The organism is Halomonas sp. HG01 (assembly GCF_000968715.2).
In the GTDB taxonomy this organism is placed as follows: domain Bacteria; phylum Pseudomonadota; class Gammaproteobacteria; order Pseudomonadales; family Halomonadaceae; genus Halomonas; species Halomonas halophila.
Window position 1 is genome coordinate 2,231,560 of the sequence record NZ_CP022134.1, and the last position, 13,632, is coordinate 2,245,191.

Below are 13,632 nucleotides of genomic sequence, written 5' to 3' on the forward strand. Positions count from 1 at the left end.
TTGGTGATGCCTGACAACCAGGCGTCCTGCTATCGCAGGTTCTAATGCAGCAACAATGCCTGCTGCGAACCGGAGACGTCAAATGCTGGGCGTTTTTCACGACAGCACGCGCCTGCCGGCTAGAACGTCCTTAGCGCATATAAAGACTAGCGGATGACGACCCGCGTGCCAATGTCGATCATCGCCGACAGGGTGTCGATTTGCCGATCCGTGACCGCGACGCAGCCATCGGTCCAGTGAAAACGCCGATGAATCGCCGGGTCGGCCACCCCGATGCCATGAATGCCGATGTACCCGCCCAGCACCGTATCCTGCGGCGGCGTACCATGCCGACGGTAGTAGCTGAAGTAGTCGTCATAATCCTGCTGACTGTAGACCCCGGCATCCAGCGCCATACGGGCATGCGTGGGCGTGGGGTAATCCAGACCGACGAAGGTGCGGTACTTGCTTCGGTAGTTGAACCGCGTCACCCGAAACTCGCCCAGCGGCGTCGCGCGATCGCCACGCGTCCGCTCTGCCCTGGCACCGCCGCGCCCCAGCGAGACCGGGGAAAAGCGCTCCTCCTCGCTGGCACCGCGGAAGATGCTCAGACGGGCCTCATGATCATCCACCAGCACCCATAGCTCATCGGGGGCTCGCGGCGCACTGGCCTGGGCCAGCAGGTCGCTCATCATGGTGGCTGCCGGGGCGGCGGTCGACCAGAAAGGCAGGCTCAGCGCCAGCAGGCCGAAACGCCGCCGGCTCAGCAGGAAGCGCTCATCTCGGGATTGCGTCATGGGTGGGAAGCCGGTAGCCAGAAAACGTGGGAGTCGTTATATCGCATCTGCCCCCCGATGTCAGTGGACAGCCGCACCGAGCCGCCTCATCGGAAAGCCCGAGGGTGCCAGCCCCGATACTCGCCCCCACTCGTCGCCGATCGGCGACATCGGCACCACAGGCCTCAGTAGGCCTCCAGACGTTGAATATCCCGCACCAGACGACGCACCTCGGCGTCCTCGCCCTTCACCAGCGCCTCGAAGAACGCCCTCTCGAGCTCACTGCCGGCTCGCTCCAGGCGATGCCCGTAGAGATCCTGCAGGGTACGGTGCAGGGTCAGCGCCGTGGACAGCAGCGCCTCGACATCATCGCCATCGTCTCCGCCGGGAAGCCGCTCGAGCACCGGCGCATGAGGAAACGCCTCGGGGTCGTCGAACCAGGTGTCGAGCACCCCGCGATGCTCGCTGTCCTCGGCGAAGCAGGACTCGAGCTCGTGCTGCATGCGACGCTCGTGTTCGGCAAGATAGTCCAGCGCCATCCGTCGCCGTTCGCCGACACCTTCCTGGGCAGCCCATTGGGCATAGGCCTCATCGAGGCGAGCGTGATAGTCCGCCGCCCAACGCACCAACTCTCTAACCTGATGAAAGCGCATGATCCGTCCTCCCGGAGACACGACCGTCGCGGGCGCCACTTTGTCTATCCCGCTGCTGATATCCTAGTCGACACGGCCCGGATGGCGGCTTGACGCACGTCATTCGAGCACGCGGATCCGATGCAACGGAATGGAGGAGGCGCCATTTGATCGAGCCGATGCTGGACTCGGACCACCTGCTGGTGGCGAGCACGACCCTGGTGGTGGTCGCGGCCTGCGTACTGCTGCACTTCGAGGCCTCGAGCGTGCTCAGCCGGATGATGCGCCGCACCTCGCCATCCCGAAGGCGACGCTTCCTGGGACTGATGTACGGCCTGCTTGCCGCTCATGTGCTGGAGATATGGCTGTTCGGCCTGGCGGCCTGGTGGCTGACGGCTGCCACGGCGGGAACCGTGGCCGGCACGACGCCCATGGAGAATGGGCTGGACTACGTCTATCTCTCGGCGATCACCTTCACCACGCTCGGCTACGGCGACGTCTTCCCCGAGGGGCCGCTGCGCTTCCTGATGGGCACCGAATCCCTGACCGGTTTCATGCTGATCACCTGGTCGGCCTCACTGACCTTCCTGGAAATGCAGCGGCACTGGAACGACCAGGCCTAGGCCGCCGGTGGCACCCTAGGCCGGTGGCACTACCATTCCTCGCTGGTCTGGCGCAGCTCGCCGATCTCGCGCTTGGCGGCCGCCAGGCAGTCGCGCAGCTCGTCCCCCAGGGCGGCGGCACTGCCCACGGCGATGATGCCCTGGGCCGCCCCCGTGGCGCGACGTGCGACGCCATCACTGGTATGCAGGGCCTCGAGACGGGCGATCAGCCGCGCGAGCCAGCTGTCCGGCCGCTGGGCCAGGCTGCGCAGCCGCCCTAACTCGGCGAGCGGTTCGCCCTCCGGCGCCAGCAGCTCGCGCCAGTCGTGACGCTCGAGGCGGGCATGCTCGGTCACTTCACGCAGCAGCGACTCCAGCGCCAGCTCGAGCATCGCCAGCGCCCCTTCCTCGCCGGCCATGCGGCGCGCCTCGGCGTGCTCGTCATCGCCGGCGGGCGTCGCCAGCAGCAGCTCGGCCTGATAAAGCAGCTGATTGGTACGGGCTCTCGGGGTCACTTGCGCTTGTCCTCCACCTGCCACTTGCCATCATCGAAGGTGGCCTTCCAGCCGGTGGCCTTGCCGTTGTCCTCGGTCATCAGGAACTGCGCCTTGGCCTTGCGCGAGAAGCGGATCTGGGCCGGGCGACCGTCCGGGTCCGCATCGGGCGCATCGAGCAGGTAGCGATACTTGTCCGGCAGCTCGTCGGCGTGGGCCTTGAGCTCGATCACCAGCGGCGGACGGGTCTCGCGGTTCTTGGGGAACTTGCTGGCCGCCAGGAACAGGCCGCTGGCGCCGTCGCGCAGCACATAGTGGTCCTCGACCTTCTGGCAGGCCAGCTCCGGCATCGGGATGGGGTCCATCTTGGGCGGCGCGACCTCACCGTTCTTGAGCAGCTTGCGGGTGTTCTTGCAGCTCTCGCTGGTGCAGCCGAAGTACTTGCCGAAGCGCCCGGACTTGAGCTGCATCTCGCTGCCGCACTTGTCGCACTCGATGGTCGGGCCCTCGTAGCCCTTGATGCGGAACTTGCCCTGCTCGACCTCGTAGCCGTCGCAGTCCGGGCTGTTGCCGCAGACGTGCAGCTTGCGATCCTCGTCGATCAGGTAGCTGTCCATCGCCGTGCCGCACTTGGGGCAGCGGTGCTTGGCACGCAGCGCATCGGTCTCGGCGTCCTCGCCGGCGTCGGCGGCCACCGCCTCGTCGCCGGGCAGCAGGTCGATGGTGGTCTTGCAGCGTTCCTTGGGCGGCAGGTTGTAGCCGGAGCAGCCCAGGAACACGCCCGTCGAGGCGGTGCGGATCTGCATCTTGCGCCCGCAGCTCGGGCAGTCGATGTCGGTGGGCACCGGCTGGTTGGGGCGCATGCCTTCCTCGCTCTGAGCCTCGTCGAGCTCCTCGCGGAACTCGGCGTAGAAGGCATCGAGCAGCTCGCGCCAGCGGCGCTCGCCCTCGGCCACCTCGTCGAGACTGTCCTCCATGCGCGCGGTGAAGGAGTAGTCCATCAGATCCGGGAACGACTCCTTGAGCCGCTCGGTGACGATGTCGCCGAGCTTTTCGGCATAGAAGCGCCGATTCTCCAGGGTCACGTAGCCACGGTCCTGGATGGTCGAGATGATCGCCGCGTAGGTGGACGGTCGGCCGATGCCCTTCTTCTCCAGCTCCTTGACCAGGCTGGCTTCGGTGTAGCGAGCCGGCGGCTTGGTGAAGTGCTGCTGCGGATCCAGCGACTCGAGGGTCAGCGCCGCGCCCTCGGCGAGATCGGGCAGCGACTGGTCCTCGTCCTTGCGCCCCATGGGCTTCATCACGCGGGTGTAGCCGTCGAACTTCAGCACCCGGCCCTTGGCCTTGAGCTCGTAGCCGTCTGCGGCCACGGTCAGGGTGGTCGAGAGATACTCGGCCGGCGTCATCTGGCAGGCCACGAACTGACGCCAGATCAGCTCGTAGAGGCGCTCGGCGTCGCGCTCCATGCCGGCCAGGTCGGTGGCGCGGCGGGTCACCTCGGAGGGGCGGATCGCCTCGTGGGCCTCCTGGGCGCCCTCCTTGCTGGTGTAGCGGTTGGGCGCCTCGGGCAGATAGCGCTCGCCGTACTCCTCGCCAATGAAGTCGCGCACGCCGTCCACCGCCTCACGGGAGAGGTTGGTGGAGTCGGTCCGCATGTAGGTGATGTAGCCGGCCTCGTAGAGGCGCTGGGCCAGCGTCATGGTCTTCTTCACCGAGAAGCCCAGGCGACCGCTGGCGGCCTGCTGCAGGGTCGAGGTGATGAAGGGCGCATTGGGCTTGGAGCGGGTCGGCTTGTCCTCGCGAGAGGTGATGGCCAGCGACGCCTTCCTGAGCCCCTCGATGCGTTCCAGGGTCTCGGCCTCGGAGGTCGGACGGAAGGCCTTGCCGTCCTGGCGCGCCAGTTCGAAGCGCACCGGCTCGGCCGAGGCGTCGTCGGCCGGCTTGAGGTCGGCGTGGACGTCCCAGAACTCCTCGGGCACGAAGGCGCGGATCTCGCGCTCGCGCTCGACGATAAGGCGCATGGCCACCGACTGCACGCGGCCGGCGGACAGCCCGCGGGCGATCTTGGCCCACAGCAGCGGCGAGAGCATGAAGCCCACCACGCGATCCAGGAAGCGCCGTGCCTGCTGGGCCTCGACTCGCGGCATGTTGAGCTGACCGGGGTCCTCGAAGGCCTCGTGGATGGCGTTCTTGGTGATCTCGTTGAACACCACGCGACGATAGCGCGACTCGTCGCCGCCGATGGTCTCGCGAAGGTGCCAGGCGATGGCTTCCCCCTCGCGATCGAGATCGGTGGCGAGATAGACGGTATCGGCCTTCTCGGCGAGCTTCTGCAGCTCGGCAACCACCTTCTCCTTGCCGGGCAGGATCTCGTAGTTGGCTTCCCAGTCGTGCTCGGGGTCGATCCCCATGCGCCGAATCAGCTGCTCGTGGGACTTGCGCTGGCGATATTCGGCTTTCTCCTCGGCGGACATCTTGCGCGTCGCCGCGGCCTGCCGGGCACGCTCCTTGGGGTCCGAGGCCGCCTTGCCCGAGCCGCTGGTCGGGAGGTCACGAATGTGCCCCACGCTCGACTTCACGATGAACTCGTTGCCGAGATACTTGTTGATCGTCTTCGCCTTGGCCGGCGACTCGACGATGACCAGAGACTTGCCCATAGTGCTCCAAACGTCAGTAGGCGCGGGAATCCCCGCGTCGAACGGAATCGGGTCACCCGTTGGCGGGTGAAAAATGCGCTTACCCTACCCCAGCGCCAGCCGACACGCCAGTCACGGGATCGCCGGGCCTTTGACCCTAGACGTCCGCCTCCGGCTCGGCAAGCGCCACCCCAAACGCAGGCGCCCCCGCCGGCAAACCGGCAGGGGCGCAAAGCCAGGACGGATGAGCCTCAGTCGTCGGACGGAGGCGACTTGCGTCGCCGCGCGGCGGCCTGACGCGTGCCGCTGCGGCGCGTCCCGCTCTTGGCCGGCGATTCCTCGGCCTTGGCGGACGCCTCTGACGAAGCGGTCTTGGACGCCATAGCCGCCTTGCTCGGAGCGCTCTTGGCCGTGGCATCCCTGGCCGGAGCGGCCTTCCTGGCGGCCGGGCCCGTCTTCGGCGCTTCAGGCGTTTCGGCGACCTGGGTCGACGCCGATGGCGCAGGAGCATCAGAGGCCGAAGACGCTTCCGACTGAGCGGCGGCCGGCTTGGCCGACCCGGACGTTCCGCCTTCCCCGGGGGTGTCGTCGGGCGAGGACGATGGCGCCGGAGCCTCGGGCCGGGCGCTCTCGAACAGCGTACGAATGCGTGCGAAGCGCCTGGCGGCACGCTCGCTCAGCTCACCGCTGGCCGCCAGCACGTGATCGATGTGCTCCAGATGCGCGTCGATCTCGTCGGCCGCGAGCCCTTCCAGCAGCGTCGGAATCGCCTCCAGCGCCAGCTCGCGGTCCTGCTCGAGGATGAAGAACTGCTCGCGCACCAGGTGCTTGAAGTCGGCCAGCCGGGCATCCGGCTCCAGCTCGGCACGCGAGGCCCGCAGGCGCTGGAAGTTGCGCCCGTCGGTGGCGGGCGCCCCGCCCAGCACGTAGATCACCGAGCGCATCACCGCCTCGTGGCTGCCGCCTTCCGCCACCTTCTCGTGCATCGCCTGCCGGCGCTGCTGCACGAAGCGACGCTGCTCCGGCTCGGCGCCCGGATGACGTCTGACCGGCGCGTCGCCGCCGAGGCCGACCAGCACCTGCAACAGCGGCTGGCCGTAGACATCCTGGAACCAGCGCTCGAGGCTGCGGTCACGCAGCTCGCGCCAGGCCTCCAGGGCATGGGTGATCTGGCTCGACACCACGCCCTCGAGGGCGCGAAAGACGTTGTCCTCGCCAACTTCGTGACGATCGCGGCGGACCCGGTCGGCCAGCACCGGCACCGGCACCATCAGCGGGTTGCGATCGGAGAGCAGTCGGTAGCCCATCCGGTTGGGATGCATGCGACGCATCCAGTGGGCGGACTCGGGCGTGGCCAGCGCCTTCACCCAGGGCTGGAGGAAGGTCCGGTAAAGGCCCTGATGGATCTCGGAGACCCGAGCCACGGTGGCGAAGCGTCGCTCGTCGTCGTCCCGGTGCTGAATCTCCCGATCCAGTTCCGCCACGCTGCGCGGCTGGAACTCGAGCAGGTAGTCGCGCTCGATGAGCTCCGCATCGGGACGATCCTCGGCCCGCGAGATCGCGGTCTCGTAGAGCCCCGGCGGCAGCACGTCGATGTAATCCATGTTGGCGGTGAACTCGGCGTGCTCCTTGCGCGACACGCTGCCCGACACGAAGATGCCCAGATGCCCGGTGGTGTCGTGCACGCAGTAGACGATGGTCTGGTCGTTGGCGACCAGGTCGTCGGTGTCTTCGTAGAGATCCTGTACCCAGCCGAGCGCCTGGGGCGGCGGCGTGATGTCGTCTCCCCGCGAGCAGAACACCACCACCGGCGAGCGCAGGTTGCGCAGGTCGATGCGCCGGCCGTCGGCGGTCACCATCTGAGCGGTGGAGAGGCGATTGCCGACGAACAGGTTGTCGACGATGTACTGGATCTCCTGGCCGCCCAGCACCACATGGCCGCCCCACCAGCGCTCGAAGTCCAGGTAGCGCTCGGCCTCGGTATCGACGCGGGAATACAGGTGGTACTGCTTGCTCCACCAGGTATTGGCCGGGTTCAGTCGTTCGAAGTTCTGCACCAGCCAGGCGCCGTCGAACAGACCGTCGCCCAGGTCACTGAGCAGGGAGGTCACCCAGCTGCCGCCGGTCATCCCGCCGGTGTAGCGCATCGGCGCCTGACCGCGGTGGCCGGCCCAGTAGGACAGTGGCGCCCCGGCGATCAGGATCGGCCCGAACACCTCGGGCTCCAGCGCCGCGGCCATCATGATCTGCCAGCCGGCCTGGCAGTTACCGACCACCATCGGCTTCTCGGCGGTATCCGTATGCAGCGAGATCACGTGACGCAGGAAGGCCACCTCGGCGTCGACCACGTCCTCGACCGTCTGGCCGGGTTCGGGGTAAGGCAAAAAGCCGATGAAATAGCAGGGATGGCCGGCACGCAGCGCGACGCCGAGCTCGCTGTCCGGCTTGAAACCGCCGATCCCCGGCCCGTGGCCGGCCCTCGGGTCGACGACCACGAAAGGCCGCATCAGGGGATCGGTCTCCACCCCCTCGGGGGGCAGGACCCGCATCAGCTCGTAGTTGACCGGGCGCGGCAGATCGCGCCCGTCCACCAGCACGTCGGCGTCGAAGCCGAGCACGTTGGGCTTGGTCTTCTCGATGTGTTCCAGGTACTGGTTGCCACGCTCGCGCATGACATCCAGGTAGAGCGTGCTGCGCTCCAGGCCGTCGCGCCAGTAGTCGAAGGCCGCACGGCCGAAGCCGAAGGGGTCCATCCAGGACGCCAGGGCGGGAGGCAGGGTCGTCATGAGGGGCATCATCGTATCGGCACTCCATGGGTCGCCATGGGGGGAAAGGCGGACACGCCTCCAGCGCCGAACCGCCTTTGCTGCAATGCAATATAACCCAGACATTGCCACGACGCGAGACCAGACTCAGTCATCGGCCAGGCGCTTCCGCGCCTCGTCCTCTCCCAGCAGGGCCGACAGCGCCCGCCGCGTCCGCCCGTGAAGATCCCCGGGGCGCCGCCCCCAGACCACCAGCCGCGAGGCATGACCGGGACCGGCGCTGTCCAGACGAACGCCGGGGCCGCCGTCGAGACGCGCGCCCTCGGGCAGGGTCAGACGCCACAGCCGGGCATGCCCCCGGGCGCGCAGGCCACTCTGGCGCTCGCCCAGCCGCTCGCCACTCCAAAGGCGCCACTGGGTCAGCAGCGGGTCGAGGCCGAACAGCGACTCGTCGAGGGCTTCCTCACCGTTCGGCCCGGGCGCCAGGGCATCGAAGCCCACCGCATTGTCGACCACGCGAAACCTCGCCTCGACCAGCCCCGTCGCCCCGAGCGCCGCCACGCCCTGCCCGGCCAGCCGGCCGAGGTAGGCGCTTCGCTCGGGCGTCAGCCAGGCCAGCGGCGCCAGCGACGAACCGTCCGGCAGCGTCTGACGCGGCGCCAGATGCACCACCCGGCCCGCGCCGTCGGCCAGCAGCGAGACGCGCACCTGGGGCCCCGTGGCCTCGACCGGGGCCAGCGGCAATCCGGCCTCCTGCATCAGGCGTCGCATGGTCCCCTCGTCGGTCATGGCGGCGAGCAGCGTCTTGCTCTGCCCGAGAAAGCGCAGTCCGGCCTCGCGGCAGGCGGTGGCCATCCGCCATTGATACGAGGGCGGCGTTTCGCCGGGATGCAGGGCATCACAGCCGAGCTCTCGCGCCCTGGCCACCAGCCCCTCGGGCTCACCCTCGGCGCTGTAGGTCGTGATGCCCAGCTCCCGGGCGGCCTGACGCAGCCGCAGGGCCGCGACGCCATCGCCCACGATCAGCGGCCGGCGAGGAAGGGGGTGCGAAGAGATCATGAGCGGTTTCCACTGGCGGAAGTCGACGGGGCCGAGCGAGCGGCGAACGGGAGGCGCCGAATGTCGGACATTACCGGCGGGCAGGCTCGAGATGCTAGCATGAACGGGCACCCCGCCGGACGCTCCCGCGCCGCCGCAACGGATGATCCATGACCACGCCCAAGCTGCTCAACCGCCTGACCTTCCGCCAGCTCCAGGTATTCCGCGCCGTCTACGAACGCCAGTCCTACTCCCGGGCGGCCGAGACCCTGGGCCTGACCCAGCCGGCGGTCAGCGCCCAGGTGCGCCAGCTCGAGCAGGCCCTCGGCCATCCACTGTTCAAGTATGCCGGCCGCACCCTGCACGCCCTGCCCGCCGCCGATGCCCTGGCCGCCTCGACCCAGGCCATCTTCGGCCAGATCTCGCGGCTGCAGATGAGCCTCTCCGATCTGGAGGGCACCATCACCGGCGAACTCAACCTGGCGGCGGTCTCCACCGCCCAGTACGTGGTGCCCCACCTGCTGGCGCGCTTTCGCGCCCACTATCCCAACGTCCAGATCCGCCTGCGGGTGTGCAACCGCAGCCAGGCCCTGGAGCGACTGGCCGAGCGCCGCGACGACCTGGTGATCATGGCCCGGGTGCCGGACGACGACGCCCTGGAGTTCATGCCGATCCTCGACAACGAGATGATCCCGGTGGTGTGGCCGGGCCATCCGCTGCTCGACGCACGGCAACCGACGCTCGAGGACCTCGCACGCCACTACCTCTTGATGCGCGAACCCGGCTCCGGCGTGCGCGGCGCCCTGGAGGAGCTCGCCGCCGACCAGGACGTGCGCCTCAACCACGCCATCGAGATGGGCACCAACGAGGCGGTCAAGCAGGGCGTGATGGCCCAGCTCGGGGTGGCCGTGCTGCCACGCCTGGCGGTGCGCCTGGAACTCGAGGCCGGGCTGCTGGCGACCCTCGACCTGCCCGGCTTCCCGCTGCGACATTCCTGGTGCACCGTCTACCACCGGGAGCGCTTCCCCACGCCGGTCACCGAGCTGTTCCTGCGCTTCGTGCGGCGTCATCTGGACGAATGGCAGCACCATTTCGACGCCGGTCCCGCGCCCCTGCCCAGCCACGGCGTGGCCTGCCTGCCCAGTGCCCTCTCCTGAGGCGCCTGTCCAGCCGGACAGCAAATATGGTAGTTTAAGCACCCAAAGATTCTGGATAGACAGATCCTAGACAGCACCACCGGCCGCCCGAGGGCGAGACGCGCGGCGACCGGCCGCCGAGTGGAGAAACGCCAGCTCATGAGCGACAACACCAGCAAGTCAGTGTCCAGCGGCGAGAAATACCGCAACGAACACGGCGCCACGGCCATCAAGGATGGCATGAAGGCGCGCCAGCAGGCCGAAGAGAGCCCCGAACTGGGCCGCAAGCCCAAGTGGCTGCGGGCCCAGATCCCCGGCGGCGAGCGCTTCGACGCCGTGAAGAAGAACGTGGCCGAGCATCGGCTGAGCACGGTCTGCGCCGAGTCGCACTGCCCCAACATGGGCGAGTGCTGGAGCAACGGCACCGCCACCATCATGCTGATGGGCTCGGTGTGCACCCGGGCCTGCCGCTTCTGTGCCGTCGACACCGGCAACCCCAAGGGCTGGCTGGACACCGAGGAACCCGAGAACACCGCCAAGTCGGTGGAGCTGATGGGCCTGCGCTACATCGTGCTCACCTCGGTGGACCGCGACGACCTGCCCGATGGCGGCGCCGGCCACTATGCCGACTGCATCCGCGCCATCAAGGCCCGCACCCCCGAGGTCGCGGTGGAGGCCCTGACGCCGGACTTCGACGGCGCGCCCAGCGCCATCGAGAAGGTGGTGGACGCCGGCCTCGAGGTGTTCGCCCAGAACGTCGAGACCGTGGAACGCCTGACCCACCGCGTGCGCGACCCCCGCGCCGGCTACCGCAAGACTCTGGACGTGCTGGCCCACGCCAAGCGCCATCGCCCGGACGTGATCACCAAGACCAGCCTGATGGTCGGCCTCGGCGAGACCGAGGAAGAGATCATGCAGACCTTCGACGACCTGCGCGAGATCGGCGTCGACATCGTCACCCTCGGCCAGTACCTGCGTCCGACCCGCAACCACCTGCCGGTGGAGCGCTGGGTCACCCCCGAGGAGTTCGAGCACTATCGCCAGAAGGGCCTCGAGAAAGGCTTCATGGAAGTGCCGTCCGGCCCGCTGGTGCGCTCCAGCTACCGCGCCGACCGGGTGTTCGAGAACAACAACCTGGGCCTGGAGCTCGCCTCCCCCGCCGAGGTGCCGGGCCAGCAGGCCGATCCGAACATCATCCCCGCCCGTAACGTCAGCTGACGCAACGCGCAGGCGCCGACATGAAAAAGCCCGAGGCAGACGCCTCGGGCTTTTTCGTTGCGCATCGGCTGGCCTGGACCTCATCCGAGCATCCGGCCGGGCAATGCCCTACTCTTCCACTGGCACCAGCTCTCGATCCAGCTCACGGGCCAGACAGGCGGCGAGCGCTTCGCCGACGTCCGCCACCGACGGCGCGTCATCCACCAGATCGGCCACCCGGGTCATCGCCAGGCCGGCGTAGCCGCAGGGATTGATGCGATCGAAGGGCGACAGATCGCCGTCGACGTTCAGGGCGATGCCGTGGAAGCTCGCCCCACGCCGGATTCGCAGGCCCAGCGAGGCGATCTTGGCCTCGCCCACGTAGACACCGGGGGCGTCCGGACGGGCATGGGCCTCGATGCCGTACCCGGCCAGCAGCGCGACGGCGGCATTCTCCAGCGCACTGACCAGCTCGCGCACGCCGATGCCGGCGCGCCGCACGTCCAGCAGCGGATAGAGCACCACCTGGCCGGGGCCATGATAGGTGACCTGGCCGCCACGATCGGTCTGCACCACCGGGATATCGCCGGGCATCAGCAGATGCTCGGGCTTGCCGGCACGCCCCTGGGTGAACACCGGGTCGTGCTCGACCAGCCACATCTGGTCCGGTGTCTCGGCGTCGCGGGTATCGGTCAGCTCGCTCATCGCCCGCCATACCGGCTCGTAGGGTTGCCGGCCGAGGCGATGCAGCGTCAGAGGCACCATCTCAGAGCACCATGTGCACGCGCTCACAGGCCTTGAGCTCGGCGAACAGGGCCTGGAGCTGGGCCTCACCGGTGGCGCGCAGGGTGATGCGCACCGAGACGAAACGCCCGTTGCGGCTCGGCACGACCTGGATGGCGTTGGCATCGAATTCGGGATCGTGGCGGGTCACCACCTGGCACACCACCGCGGTGAAGTCCTCGGCGGCGTCGCCCACGACCTTGACCGGGTAGTCGCAGGGGAATTCGATCCTGGGGGGTTCACCACCGCCGGAGGCGGTGGTGCTGGGCTGGCGCAGGTCGCGCAGGGTCTTGTTGCTCATCCGTCAACCGTCCGAAAGCATGTCGACCCTTCATTCTACGCGACCCGCGCCCGGCCACCAAGGCGACCCCGCTCAGTCGAAGAAGCCGCCCACCAGGTTGATGAAGAAGCGCTGCACCTTGTCGAACAGGCGCTTGAAGAAGCCACCCTCCTCGACCGGCTCCAGGGCCAGCAGCGGGCGCTGCCCCACCACCTCGTCGCCGAGGCGCACTTCCATGGTGCCCACCTGCTCGCCGGCGGCGATCGGCGCGGTGATGTCGGAGCGAATATCCAGCTTGGCAGTCAGCTCCTGGTCGCGATTGCGGGGCACGGTCATGTGCACGTCCTCGTCCACGCCGACCTTGAGCTCGTTGCGATCGCCACCCCACACCCGCGGGGTGTTGAGCACGGCTCCCTGATCATAGAGCTTGAGCGTCTCGTAGTAGCGGAAACCGTAGCTGAGCAGCTTCTGGGACTCCTGGGCCCGCGCCTCTTTGGAGTCGGTGCCCATCACCACCGAGATCAGGCGCATGTCGTCGCGCTCGGCGGACGCTACCAGGCAGTAGCCCGCGGCCTCGGTCCAGCCGGTTTTCAGGCCGTCGACGCTGGCATCCCGCCACAGCAGCAGGTTGCGGTTCGGCTGCTCAATCCCGCCGTAGGTGAAGTGCTTCTGCTCGTACATCCGGTAGTGGTCCGGATAGTCGTTGATGATGTGCTGAGCCAGGATCGACAGGTCACGGGCCGAGGAATAGTGGTTGTCGTGGGGCAGCCCGGTGGGATTCTCGTAGTGAGTGTTGGTCATCCCCAGCTGCACGGCGTGCTGGTTCATGAGATCGGCGAAGGGCTCGGTACCGCCGGCCAGGTACTCGGCCATGGCCACGCTGGCGTCGTTGCCGGAGACGATGACGATGCCGTGCAGCAGCTCGCTGACAGGCACTCGATCGCCGACCTCGACGAACATCTTCGAGCCCCCGGTGCGCCAGGCCTTCTCGCTGATCGGCACCATGTCGTCCGGCGAGATGTTGTCGCTCTCGAGTTCGCGCTCGACCAGGTAGGCGGTCATCAGCTTGGTCAGGCTGGCCGGCGGCAGGCGCTCGTCGGGATTGTGCTGCGCCAGCACGCGACCGCTGTCGGCGTCCATGAGGATCCAGGAGCTGGCCGCCAGCCGCGGCGGCGACGGAATCACCGACCGCGGGATCGCGGCGGTATCGGGCTGAGGCATCTGCGCCAGCAGCGGCGAGGACACCAGCGACAGGCAGATCAACAGAATCGGCAGCAGCCGACGTAGCATGATGTAGCTCAGGGGTTTCATGAA

12 protein-coding genes are annotated in these 13,632 nt (G+C 68.1%); 3 read left to right on the forward strand and 9 right to left on the reverse strand.

The window, feature by feature from the left end; translation table 11 throughout:
• Positions 1-146: 146 nt before the first annotated feature.
• On the reverse strand, positions 147-776 hold the full coding sequence (locus UN84_RS10530) for a L,D-transpeptidase family protein (RefSeq protein WP_046080194.1): 630 nt from the start codon (positions 774-776) through the stop codon (positions 147-149).
• 164 nt (positions 777-940) lie between these two features.
• Positions 941-1,408, reverse strand: a complete 468-nt coding sequence (locus UN84_RS10535; protein WP_046080193.1) for a hypothetical protein — start codon at positions 1,406-1,408, stop codon at positions 941-943.
• 146 nt (positions 1,409-1,554) lie between these two features.
• On the opposite strand from UN84_RS10535, the gene UN84_RS10540 reads away from it, so the two are divergent.
• Positions 1,555-2,010: an ion channel gene (locus UN84_RS10540; protein ID WP_052052480.1), complete on the forward strand. Its 456-nt coding sequence runs from the start codon at positions 1,555-1,557 to the stop codon at positions 2,008-2,010.
• 29 nt (positions 2,011-2,039) lie between these two features.
• Here the strand turns inward: UN84_RS10540 and UN84_RS10545 are convergent, their stop codons facing one another.
• The 4 genes from UN84_RS10545 to UN84_RS10560 all read right to left on the reverse strand — a co-directional run bounded on the left by UN84_RS10545 (position 2,040) and on the right by UN84_RS10560 (position 8,943).
• Positions 2,040-2,504 carry a DUF6586 family protein gene (locus UN84_RS10545; RefSeq protein WP_046080192.1) on the reverse strand — a complete coding sequence of 155 codons (465 nt, stop codon included), beginning with the start codon at positions 2,502-2,504 and terminating at the stop codon, positions 2,040-2,042.
• The gene (gene topA, locus UN84_RS10550) at positions 2,501-5,140 is read right to left on the reverse strand and encodes a type I DNA topoisomerase (RefSeq protein WP_035596172.1); all 2,640 of its coding nucleotides are present in this window, start codon (positions 5,138-5,140) and stop codon (positions 2,501-2,503) included. The genes UN84_RS10545 and topA overlap by 4 nt, the downstream gene beginning before the upstream one ends.
• Positions 5,141-5,370: 230 nt before the next feature.
• The gene (locus UN84_RS10555) at positions 5,371-7,917 is read right to left on the reverse strand and encodes a DUF3141 domain-containing protein (RefSeq protein WP_046080191.1); all 2,547 of its coding nucleotides are present in this window, start codon (positions 7,915-7,917) and stop codon (positions 5,371-5,373) included.
• 114 nt (positions 7,918-8,031) lie between these two features.
• Complete coding sequence (locus tag UN84_RS10560; RefSeq protein WP_046080190.1) at positions 8,032-8,943, reverse strand: hypothetical protein; 912 nt, start codon at positions 8,941-8,943, stop codon at positions 8,032-8,034.
• 149 nt (positions 8,944-9,092) lie between these two features.
• Here UN84_RS10560 and UN84_RS10565 point away from each other — a divergent pair, with 149 nt between their 5' ends.
• Both UN84_RS10565 and lipA read left to right on the forward strand, forming a co-directional pair.
• A complete protein-coding gene (locus UN84_RS10565; protein WP_046080189.1) occupies positions 9,093-10,079 on the forward strand; it encodes a LysR family transcriptional regulator in 987 nt (328 codons plus the stop codon).
• Positions 10,080-10,217: 138 nt separating this feature from the next.
• Positions 10,218-11,276 (forward strand): lipoyl synthase, encoded by a 1,059-nt coding sequence (lipA, locus tag UN84_RS10570; protein WP_035596179.1) that lies wholly within the window; start codon positions 10,218-10,220, stop codon positions 11,274-11,276.
• Positions 11,277-11,384: 108 nt separating this feature from the next.
• On the opposite strand, the gene lipB is transcribed toward lipA, so the two are convergent.
• The 3 genes from lipB to UN84_RS10585 all read right to left on the reverse strand — a co-directional run bounded on the left by lipB (position 11,385) and on the right by UN84_RS10585 (position 13,629).
• Entirely contained in the window at positions 11,385-12,020 is a 636-nt protein-coding gene (lipB, locus tag UN84_RS10575) for a lipoyl(octanoyl) transferase LipB (RefSeq protein ID WP_046080188.1), read from the reverse strand.
• A 1-nt stretch (position 12,021) separates the two neighbouring features.
• Positions 12,022-12,339 carry an HP0495 family protein gene (locus UN84_RS10580; RefSeq protein ID WP_035596183.1) on the reverse strand — a complete coding sequence of 106 codons (318 nt, stop codon included), beginning with the start codon at positions 12,337-12,339 and terminating at the stop codon, positions 12,022-12,024.
• A gap of 72 nt (positions 12,340-12,411) precedes the next feature.
• The gene (locus UN84_RS10585; protein ID WP_237022308.1) at positions 12,412-13,629 is read right to left on the reverse strand and encodes a D-alanyl-D-alanine carboxypeptidase family protein; all 1,218 of its coding nucleotides are present in this window, start codon (positions 13,627-13,629) and stop codon (positions 12,412-12,414) included.
• Positions 13,630-13,632: the final 3 nt, after the last annotated feature.